The organism is Streptomyces sp. NRRL WC-3549 (assembly GCF_000721935.1).
Classification (GTDB): domain Bacteria; phylum Actinomycetota; class Actinomycetes; order Streptomycetales; family Streptomycetaceae; genus Streptomyces.
This window is the reverse complement of the sequence record NZ_KL585391.1, coordinates 213,733-221,875: the sequence shown is the minus strand read 5'-3', so window position 1 is coordinate 221,875 and position 8,143 is coordinate 213,733. Positions and strand designations below refer to the sequence as shown.

General features: G+C 72.5%; 7 protein-coding genes and 1 pseudogene. 4 read left to right on the top strand and 4 right to left on the bottom strand.

The window, feature by feature from the left end; genetic code table 11:
- Positions 1 to 149 precede the first annotated feature (149 nt).
- Positions 150 to 602, bottom strand: coding sequence for a DUF6098 family protein (locus IH13_RS0109585; protein ID WP_110084982.1), 453 nt, complete (start codon positions 600 to 602; stop codon positions 150 to 152).
- Between the two features lie 883 nt (positions 603 to 1,485).
- Between IH13_RS0109585 and IH13_RS0109580 the strand changes: the two genes are divergently transcribed.
- On the top strand, positions 1,486 to 1,902 hold the full coding sequence (locus IH13_RS0109580) for a CBS domain-containing protein (protein WP_031082849.1): 417 nt from the start codon (positions 1,486 to 1,488) through the stop codon (positions 1,900 to 1,902).
- Between the two features lie 99 nt (positions 1,903 to 2,001).
- On the opposite strand, the gene IH13_RS0109575 is transcribed toward IH13_RS0109580, so the two are convergent.
- From IH13_RS0109575 to IH13_RS0109565, 3 genes are all read right to left on the bottom strand, one after another.
- A complete protein-coding gene (locus tag IH13_RS0109575) occupies positions 2,002 to 2,706 on the bottom strand; it encodes a GNAT family N-acetyltransferase (RefSeq protein WP_031082847.1) in 705 nt (234 codons plus the stop codon).
- A gap of 140 nt (positions 2,707 to 2,846) precedes the next feature.
- On the bottom strand, positions 2,847 to 3,467 hold the full coding sequence (locus IH13_RS0109570; RefSeq protein WP_031082844.1) for a LysE family translocator: 621 nt from the start codon (positions 3,465 to 3,467) through the stop codon (positions 2,847 to 2,849).
- Between the two features lie 219 nt (positions 3,468 to 3,686).
- Positions 3,687 to 4,676, bottom strand: a complete 990-nt coding sequence (locus tag IH13_RS0109565; RefSeq protein WP_031082842.1) for an Lrp/AsnC family transcriptional regulator — start codon at positions 4,674 to 4,676, stop codon at positions 3,687 to 3,689.
- 301 nt (positions 4,677 to 4,977) lie between these two features.
- On the opposite strand from IH13_RS0109565, the gene IH13_RS0109560 reads away from it, so the two are divergent.
- The 3 genes and pseudogenes from IH13_RS0109560 to IH13_RS0109550 all read left to right on the top strand — a co-directional run.
- Entirely contained in the window at positions 4,978 to 6,540 is a 1,563-nt protein-coding gene (locus IH13_RS0109560; RefSeq protein WP_037841042.1) for an MFS transporter, read from the top strand.
- Between the two features lie 389 nt (positions 6,541 to 6,929).
- The gene (locus IH13_RS0109555) at positions 6,930 to 7,805 is read left to right on the top strand and encodes a helix-turn-helix domain-containing protein (RefSeq protein WP_037841024.1); all 876 of its coding nucleotides are present in this window, start codon (positions 6,930 to 6,932) and stop codon (positions 7,803 to 7,805) included.
- 166 nt (positions 7,806 to 7,971) lie between these two features.
- A pseudogene (locus IH13_RS0109550) lies at positions 7,972 to 8,143 on the top strand (ABC transporter ATP-binding protein); the annotation flags it as partial.

Sequence of the window (8,143 nt, the reverse complement as noted above, 5' to 3'; positions counted from 1 at the left end):
CGCGCCGGGGATAGCGTTCTTCGTTCCGTCCGTGCCGAGGACGGCATCGGCCGCCTTCTCGACCGCGGCTTTGAGGGGGTTCTTGCTGTCGCTCATGTACTGCTCCTGGTGAGAGAGGGGGCTCGGTGCGTCACCGCGGGCGGCATCCGTCAGGAGTAGCCGTGCCGGTGTATCGGGCCCCACGGTCCGGGCTGGTGGTTGATGACGTCATTGGCCTGGTGGATGACCGAGCGGTCGATCCAGCCCAAGGGTTCGACCTGACGTACGAGGGGCTCGTTGTCCGGACCACGGCCGACCTCGCTGCCCTGGAGGACCCATGGCCGGGTGTGGGCGTCTTTCACGTGAGGCAGATGGGAGTAGTCGTAAAGCCGCCGCGCGACCCAGGTGCGCACCGAACGGTCACCCCACCAGTCCTCCACGTCCAGGGCGTTCGCGGAAAGCCCGGGCAAGGGGACACCGGTGAGTTCGTCTCGGCTCGACAAGGTCTCCAGGTCCGGATCAGGGCCGTGGGACCAGCGCACGTACAGGCCTCTGCGGCGCGTCACCAGCTCAGCCAGGGAGTGCAGAGTGGTGAACACCACCATCGGGTTCGCGCTGTCCACAGGCTTCTTTCTCCCGCCGACTTGCAGTTGGCCTGCGACGGCCGCAGGAAGCATCGTGTAGGTCCCTTCCGCACCACCGCCGTACCCGTGGCCCGCCGTCGTGGCGTGCCCGGGCGATGTCAGCCGCCGGCCGGCCGGCGCCGGGGTCCCGGTCTCCTGGGCAGACGGGGCGACCGGTTCAGCGGTTCGCGTGGCCGGATCCGCCGAGCCGCGACGGTCGGGGCCCGCGGGCCGGACGGACGTACGCGCACCGACGCACAAGGCCAGCCGACCACGGGGCCCCGACTTCGTCATCCTGAGCGCTTCCTTCCGTTTGCACCGTGTGCCGCTGAGGGCAGTAGGGCGGCCGGCATGGTCAGACGTGATGTGGCGCGTGTTCCCCACCGGCGCCCGCGGTAACTGGTGACATCGGAAGGAACCCGAACAGGTGCACCTTTCCGGTGCAAGGGGTAACCGTGGGTGCGGTCGATGCGGCCGAAGTCTTCGGCGGTCAGGGCCGCCGGGCCGTCTGGCTGTTGAGGCGGGCAGCGCCGCACCAGGACGTCCGGATCACCCAGCTCGTGCACGGTGCGCCGGACCACCGCCGCGCAGAAGGCCGATGCCGGAGTGGAACCCACCGAAGACGGTCCCGGCCAGGACGCCGGCCGGCGCGGGCGACGGGGACGTCACCGGACGCCACGGGCGGTTCGCGCGGACCGTCCCACCAGCAGGACCGCTGCGCGGGGGGAACCGGGAAGGCGCCCATCGCGCACGTTCACCGGTTCGGGAGGAAAAGCGTCGTTACGGTCCGCCCCGATCGGGAACATGTGCCACGTCGACAGACCCGTCGTGGACTCACACGGACACGGCGGCATACCCGTAGACAGAGTGAAGGAGTAGCTCCATGACGAAGGCGCGGGACATCATGACAGGCGGAACCGAGTGCGTCGGTGCCGACGAGACGGTGCTGGACGCCGCCCGCAAGATGAAGGATCTCGGCGTGGGGGCACTGCCGATCTGCGGCACGGACAACAAGCTGAAAGGCATGCTCACCGACCGCGACATCGTCGTGAAGGTCCTCGGCGCGGGCAAGGACCCCGCCACCTGTCCGGCCGGCGACCTCGCCCAGGGAGAGGCGGTCACCATCGGCGCCGACGACGACGCGCAGGAGATCCTGCGGACCATGACCGAGCACAAGGTACGTCGTCTGCCGGTGATCGACGGCCATGACCTGGTCGGCATGGTCGCCCAGGCCGACGTGGCGCGCGCGCTGCCCGACCCGAAGGTCGGCGACCTCCTCCAGGCCCTGTCCACCGACTGAGCCCGCCTGGACCGGAGAACCCTCAGCCGGGTGACGGGGCCTGCCCGACGGCGTCTCCACCCGGCGACGGCCGGATCGGGTGGGCCGTGGAGGCGGCCGTCAGGGAGTACGGAAGCCCTGGAAGGTCACCTGTCTGCGGGTCCTGAAGCCGAGCCGCTCGTACAACGCGATCGCGCCGGTGTTGGACTCGGCCACGTGCAGGAAGGGGCGCTCGCCGCGTGCCTCGACGCGGGCGGCGAGCGTACTGACCAGGAGAGCGGCGTGACCCCGCCCACGTGCCTCGGGAGCGGTGCAGACGGCGCTGATCTCGGCCCATCCCGGGGGCCGCAGCCGTTCTCCGGCCATCGCCACCAGGGTGCCCCGGACGCGGACGCCGAGGTAGGTGCCGAGTTCGTGAGTGCGCGGCCAGAAGGGCCCCGGCTCGGTCCGCGCGACGAGGTCGAGCATCTCGGGCACGTCCTGCGCGCCCAGTTCGACCACACCGGTGTCGGACGCGCCACGGGGGCGGACGGGCCGGCCACCGCCGGGCCGGATCAGCTGGCGGCCGTCAAGTCGGAACACCGGCTTCCAAGCCGGCGGCGGGACGGCCGGACTGCTGAACATGTCGGCGAACGCGTCCGGACCGAGCAGCCCGGCGAGGTCGGCCCAGTCCTCCGTGCCCGGATCGGCGGGCACGCAGGAGAACGTCGCCACTCCGGTGAGATAGGTGGCGGCGCGGCCCAGTCGCCGGGCGAGGCGCGCGTGCCGGCCCCCCAGCGACTGAGCCACCGGGTCGTCGAGCACCGTGTCGTCGTCGTTCGCCATCGTGGTCTTCCTTTGCCGGAGGGCGGGCCGGCCGGGCGGCCCGGCCGGCCCCGTGGGCGCGGTCTGTTGTCAGTCTGTTGTCAGGAGAAGGGGTTTCGAGAAGGTCTCTGAGGTCGGGTCACCAGCCGCCCCGCGGAACCTCAGGGCTGGGAGGTGGCGACCCTGAGCCCGAACCCGATCAGTACGACCCCGGTGACACGGTCCATGGCCCGGCGTACGGCCGGCCTCTCGAAGAAGGCGCGCGCCTTGGCCAGCAGCAGGACGTACCCGCCGAGCCAGAGAGCGGTGAGCACGGTGTGCACCAGGACCAGCAGGGCCATGCCGGTGTGAGGAGACAGACCGGCCGGGGCCAGCGTCGGCAGCAGACCCGTGTAGAAGACGGCGATCTTGGGATTGAAGACGTTGCTCACCAGGCCGGTCCGCCAGGGGTTGCCGCGCGGCGTGGCGGAGGCCGCTGCCGGTTGCCGGGACCGGCGGCGACGGCTCCGGAGCAGCGACTGGACGCCGAGGAAGAGCAGGTAGGCGGCCCCAGCCAGTTTGACCGCCGTGTACGCGGTGGCGGACGCGGCCAGTACGGCGGCGAGGCCGGCCACCGCGAGCACGCCCCAGACCAGCAGCCCCGCGGTGATGCCGCCCACTGTCCGGAGCCCGTCCCGCCAGCCGGAGGCGACGGCACGCTCGGTCACGACGGCCATGTCCGGTCCGGGCACCATGGTGAGCACCGCCAGGACACCGGCGGCGGTGACGAACTGTACGAGCATCCTCGTAGTCTCACATCCGCGGCCCGGCCGCCGGGGCGCGGCCCCTGGCCGTGGACCGGGCGGACGACCGGTCCTCGCGGCGAACGGAGTTCGCGCCACCAGCCGTCCTGGGACAGCGAGGACGGCAGTGGGGCGCCGGGGCGCTCTGCCGGCCGTGACGCCAGGCCGGCGCTCCGGGTGCCCGCGCGGGGCGCGGCGGGCGGTACCGGAGCGGGTCCCTCACCGGGGCGGCGCGACCAGCCGTCCCTGGTAGACGAGTGAGGCGGCCTTCTTGAGGGTGCGCAGCCGGACGCTGACCGAGTAGCCGGTGACCCCGGGCACCGTCGCGAGCCGGTGGCTGAGCCAGTCGTAGAAGTCGGCGGTGCCCGTGCACATGACGATCGCCATGAGGTTCTGGGCACCGGTCGTGGCGGAGGCGAAGACGACCCGGGGCAGCGCGGCGACGGCCGAGCCCGTCTCGTGCAGCCGCGCGGGGGAGGTGCTCAGCCACAGTGCGGCGCTGAAGGGATAGCCCAGCTTCTCCAGGGCCAGGTCCACGTCGTAGAAGAGTGTGCCCGAGCGCTCCAGCACCTCCAGGCGCCGCGCGACCCGCCCGGTGGTCCAGCCGGTGCGGTCGGCGAGCGCGGCCTGGCTCGACCGGCCGTCCTCGGCGAGTGCGGCGAGCAGCGCGGCGTCCTCCTCGTGCGGTTCGACCGGCCGGCCCTTCGGTGCCGTAGGCGGGTGGTGCTCCCGAAGCGACTCCACCGCCTCCTCGGGGAGAGAGGGGCCGAGCCTTCCCCAGTAGGCGCCGGGCGGGGAGTAGGTGTGCAGGGTCATACGGGTGTCGATCTCCAGCACCCCCGGGGTCCGGGCGAGTTGGCGCAGCACCTCCGGCATCCGCCGCTCGTAGGGTGTCGCCATCGCGCACACGATCTCCGAGCCGCCGAAGGTGATGTTCGCGAAGGAGACCTCGGGAAGCCGTGTCAGCGCCTCGGCGCACGCGTCGATCCGGTCGGGGCGCAGCGAGATCCGCACCACGCTCGCCACCAGGCCCTGCACCGCCGGGTTGACGAGCCCCACCACCCGCACCATTCCCGCGCGGCGCATCGTCCGGTAGCGCCGCGCGACGGTCTGCTCCGAAGCCCCCACCACCTCCCCGACCAGCCGGAACGGCGCCCGGGGTACGACGTGGAGGGCGTGGAGGATGTGGCTGTCGAGGGTGTCGAGCATGGAGCAACTATCGCACTCGTCGCACTTCTGTGGATGTTTCCTTTGGTTCCCCGGGTTCCGTTGGATGGAAATGGCCCCTCCGATGGAAAATCAGGGAGGCTCGACGGTCGTGTCCCGGGTCCCCGGCCGACGGCGACCCGTACGGCTCCCCCGTACGGTCCGGCCCCGTGCGGCCGGACACGCCCCCCCGAGGCCCCACGTCCCCCATCTGTTCCCCGCGCCGGGTCCCCGGCGCCTCGAAGGAGTTGTGTTGTCCCAGTCACCGCCCTCAGCCGTGCCCCGTCGCGGGGCGACCATCGTCATGGCCTGCCTCGGGGTCTTCGTCGCCTACCTGCCGGTGACCAGCGTCTCGGTGAGTCTGACCGCCATCCAGTCGGCGCTGTCCACGACGACCTCGCAGCTGGCCTGGGTCTCGGACGCCTTCGTGCTGCCGATGGCCGCCTTCATCCTCACCGCCGGGGTCTTCGGTGACGTCCACGGCCGTCGCAAGGTCTTCGTCGTCGGGCTGCTGCTCTCCGCCGTCGGCGCGGCCACGTCGCTCACCGCGCACTCGATCGGCCAGTTGTGGACCGGGCAGGCGCTGTCCGGGCTCGGCGCCGCCGCGCTGCTGCCCACGACACTGGCCCTCATCAGCCACGCCGTCCCCGATCACCGTGAACGCGGGAAGTACATCGGCATATGGGCGATGTGCCTGCTGGGCGCGCTCGCCCTCGGAGGTGTGCTGGCCGGGTCGATCCTCAGCCACTTCGGCTGGCGCTGGATCTTCCTCGTACCGCTCCCCGTCGCGCTCGTCGCCGTCGTCATCTCGCTGCGGGCCCTGCCCGAGTCCCGCGCACCGCGCGCCGGGCGGCTCGACTGGCCGGGGCAGATCACGGCCGCGCTCGCCATCACCGCGCTCGTCTACGGCGTCATCGAGGGGGGCGCCGGCTCCTTCGCTGACACGCAGGTCGTCGCCGCGCTCGCCGTCGCCGTCGTCAGCGGTGTCCTCTTCGTCGTGACGGAGCGGCGCTCGGCCCACCCGATGCTCGACCTCGCGCTCTTCCGCAGCCCGGGCTTCACCGCCACGACCCTCGTCGCCATGATCATGTTCCTGGGCATGATCGGCTTCTTCTTCGTGCTGAGCCTCTACTTCGGGATGGTCCAGCGGCTCGACACCCTCGGCATCGCCTGGCGGCTCCTCGTGATCACCGGGGCCGCGCTGATCGTCAGCGGCATCGCCGGACGCGTCATGCACCGGCTCTCGCCGCGCCTCATGATCACCACGGGTCTGCTCATGGTGACGGCGGCCCTGCTCACCCTGCTCGGCGCCGACGCCGGTACCTCCTTCGGCTCGCTCTCCTGGCGGCTGCTCCTGCTGGGGCTGGGCATGGGGCTGGTGACGACGCCGATGACGGCCACCGCCGTCGCCTCCGTACCGCACCCGCTCGCCGGGATGGCGGCCGCCGGCAACAACGCCTTCCGCCAGGTCGGCGGAGCGCTCGGTCCCGCCGTGCTCGGCGCCCTGCTCACCAGCCGGGCCGTCTCCTCCCTCCCCGGCCACCTCGCCGAGGCGGGGGTGGACGGCGCCCTGGCCGAGCAGGTCACCGCCGCGACGCGTGACGCCGGTCTCGGCGCGGTGGGCTCGATGTCCCTCGGCCCGGGGGCCGGCCAGGTCTGGGGCGCGGTCGGTGACGCCTTCCTCGAAGGCATGCGCCTGTGCCTGATCGTTTCGGCGGGCCTCACCTTCCTGGCGGCGGTCCTCGCCTTCGTCCTCCTCCACCCGCGCCTGGGGCGCAAGCGCTCGGTGAACGTCTCCGGTGAACCGGCCGCGCAGGCGCCCGGCGGCACGGAGCGGCGTGAAGTCGGCACGGGGGCGCCCGCCTGACGGGGCCTTCCCGACGGTCGTGAACGGTGGCCGCCCTGGGAGCCCGAGGAGGACGGGGCGCGGGCGGCACCGAGCGGTTCGGGGGTACTGCGCCCCTGCGGCGATGGCGGCCGTACCGGGCCGGGGCGGTTCGCCGCCGCCGTCCCATCGTCGTGACACCTTGTCTGACGCTCCGGGGCGCCTGCCCGAAAGGGCGGGCCTCCCGGGGCCGGCGGCACACCCGCGCGGATCGACCGGCCGGGGCTCAGCTCTCCGGCCGTTTCGGTCCCGGCCCGTCTGCGTCGGCCGTCCGCGTCGGCCCGTCCGCCGTCGGCCGTCCGCGTCGGCCGGGCGTGTGGCCGGGACGTGCGGGCCCCCGGTGCGGCGCGGCCCCCGGATAGAATCGCCGCATGGCCCGATCGTCCCGTGGTGAGGCGCGCCCCGGGATGTGGCGGCGCGAGGCCGGCACCGTGGTGCGCCGGGCCATGGCGCTACCGGAGCAGGCGGGGGCACCGTCGGCCATCGTCGCCGGGTTCCGGGTCCCCCGGGTCCCCACGGAGTGGTCGCCGCACGCGCACCCCCTGCACGAGCTCGTCTGGGTACGCGGGGGAACGCTGACGTCCCGGGTGGAGGACCGCGTCTTCACCGTGTCCGAGGGGCACGGGCTGTGGATGCCCGCCGGGGTGGTGCACGGGGGGCGGGCGACGGCGGGCGCGGAGTTCCACGACGCCTTCTTCGCCCCCGACCGCACGCCGTTCGCGTTCACGGAACCGAAGGCGATCGCGATGACGCCGTTGCTCGAGTCGCTGCTGACCCACCTGTCCCGCACGGATCTGGACGAGGCGGCCAGGGCGCGCGCGGAGGCGGTCGTGTTCGACGTGCTGGAGCCGTCGGAGCGCCAGTTCGCCTTGCAGCTGCCCGGCGATCCCCGGATCGACGTGATCGCCGAGGCCCTGCTGGACGATCCCGCCGACTGCCGCTCGCTGGAGGAGTGGGCGCGGCAGCTAGGGGTCAGCGACCGCACCATCACCCGGGCGTTCCGTCATACGACGGGTCTCTCCTTCGCGCAGTGGCGGCAGATGCTGCGTGTGCACCGGGCGCTGATGCTCCTCTCCGAGGGCTTCGATGTGATGACGGTCTCGGAGGCGCTGGGCTACGCGCAGCCCAGCTCCTTCATCGCCGCTTTCCGCCGGGTCATGGGGACCACGCCGGGCGCCTTCTTCGACACGGCCGACGGAACCCTCGGGAATGTCCGGAATCCCGTATCACGTGTCCAGAACTCCTGATTGTCGCCACGGCAAGCGGAATATAACCTTCTCGGAGTTAGGTGACCCTTAGTTCTTGCTCGCCGTGCGCGGTGCTTCCCGTGTGCCGGGGAGTGCGCGGCCCGGCCGGTGAAGGCCGGACGGAGGGTGCCGCAGCCCCTGCCCCTCCGACCCTCCGGACCCATCGATGTTCACAAGCCCCTCGCGGCGCGCCGGTCGCTCCCTGCCGGACCCCGCCGCGCCGGTGACCGCCCTCAACGGGCACGACCTGGTACTGCGGTACGGCGGCGAGCCGGTCGTCCACGGCGTCTCCATCGCCCTGGAACCCGGCCGCGCGACCGCCCTGGTGGGGCCGAACG